At 72.8% G+C, this 1450-nt stretch carries 2 protein-coding genes; both read right to left on the reverse strand.

Features of this window, described 5'->3' with window-relative positions; translation table 11 throughout:
- Positions 1 to 154 precede the first annotated feature (154 nt).
- Positions 155 to 592: a hypothetical protein gene (locus KBX53_RS32740; RefSeq protein WP_030334001.1), complete on the reverse strand. Its 438-nt coding sequence runs from the start codon at positions 590 to 592 to the stop codon at positions 155 to 157.
- 113 nt (positions 593 to 705) lie between these two features.
- Positions 706 to 1450, reverse strand: a 745-nt coding sequence (locus KBX53_RS32745; protein ID WP_309140911.1) for an FtsX-like permease family protein, incomplete at its 5' end; no start/stop codon positions are given.

A 1450-nucleotide genomic window follows, 5' to 3' on the forward strand; every position in this document is an offset into this window, starting at 1 on the left:
TCCGGCGCGGGCCGCGCGGTGGCGTTTCCCGAACCACCGGCGAGGCCACTCACCAGACCGTTGACGGTGAGCGCCGCGAGCAGCAGGAGCAGCCCGAGCAGGAGAAGCAGCCAGTGTGCCCGGGGGTCACGCCGGGCCACGTGTTTCGCCATCGTCACTGCGGCTTACCGGGCGACCTGCTCGGCTTGGCGGTGTTGCGGTGCTCGTCGCCGCGACCCGGTCGGTCGGTGGCCGACGGCGCACCGGTGACGTCGGCGGTCGCACCGGCAGGGGTGGGGCTTCGGTCGCCGGCGGTCCGGGTGACGCGCGGCAGCGGCGCCGACGTCCGGGTCAACGGCGACGGCGACGGCGAGGTGGCCACCCGGGGCTGGTTGATCTCGTCGACGCCGGCCTCCACCGGGCGCGTCCCCCGGGAGTCGTCCGACCAGCCGGGCAGCGGCACCGAGGTGTCCAGGAAGAGCCCCGCGACGATCAGGGCCAGGCTGGTGAGCAGGCCAAGACCCATGGTGGTGCCAACGATGACGGTCAGCCGCCGACGACGCCCGGTGCCGTCGACGAACACCGGCGGGGCGGTGCCCGGTTGGTTGTGCATCTGGCGAACTCCCATGGTCACCGTGCCGGGACCGTCGGGTCCGACACCGGAAACCCGATCGTCCGGGCCTCCGGTGCACACAGCGACGCCGCCACCTGCTGTGTTACATCGACTCAGGCCGTACGCAGCTCGTCCAACGCCGTGCTGGTGCGCAGGAAGAGCAGACCGACACCGACCGTCACCAGCACCGCGGCCAGCGTGCCGGCACCGAGCCAGGCCAGGTGCTCCAGGGGTACGGGAACGGCTCGCTCGATCCCGGGGGTGTACACGATCCGGGTGTACTGCTCGCGGGTGGCCGGGTCGTCGCACAGCGCGGCCGTGGCCTCGCAGATCTCCGCCGATGAGCCGCCCGTCGACACCTTCGCGATGAGCCCTCGACCGAGCAGCGTGCCCACGGTGAGCGCGAGCAGGATCGCCGGCACCGCCGGGGTCAGCGCCTGCCAGGCCACCGAACGGCTCAGCACGGCGCGGGGCACCCCGGTGGCCACCAGCGCGGCGTAGGCACGTCGGCGGGCGACGATCCCCTCGACCAGCGCGACGATCAGCCCACCCGTCGCGATCAGAATGGCCACGGCCACCGCGCCGTCGACGAGATCCATGGTGGACAGATAGAAGGGGTTGTCGCCACCGTCAATCCCGGCGAGTCGACTCTGCTCCCGCTCGAGCTGGTCCTTGGTGGCGAAGTAGGCGCGCTGGGCGGCCGCACCCCCGCCGAAGATCACGGCGGCGAGCAGCGCGGCGAACGTGCGGCTGCCCGCCCACGGGTCGGCCATCAGCCGACCGGCCGCGAGCAGGGCCGCGGGACGGCGGGCGTGCCGGCGCAGCAACAACCCGCAGTTGTACGAGATCCAACCGGTG

Source organism: Micromonospora sp. M51, from assembly GCF_018070305.1.
Lineage (GTDB): Bacteria > Actinomycetota > Actinomycetes > Mycobacteriales > Micromonosporaceae > Micromonospora > Micromonospora parva.

Bases quoted from the DNA above. Each gene is read 5' to 3' on its own strand.
- KBX53_RS32740 (WP_030334001.1), bottom strand. From the start codon at position 592: ATGCACAACCAACCGGGCACCGCCCCGCCGGTGTTCGTCGACGGCACC.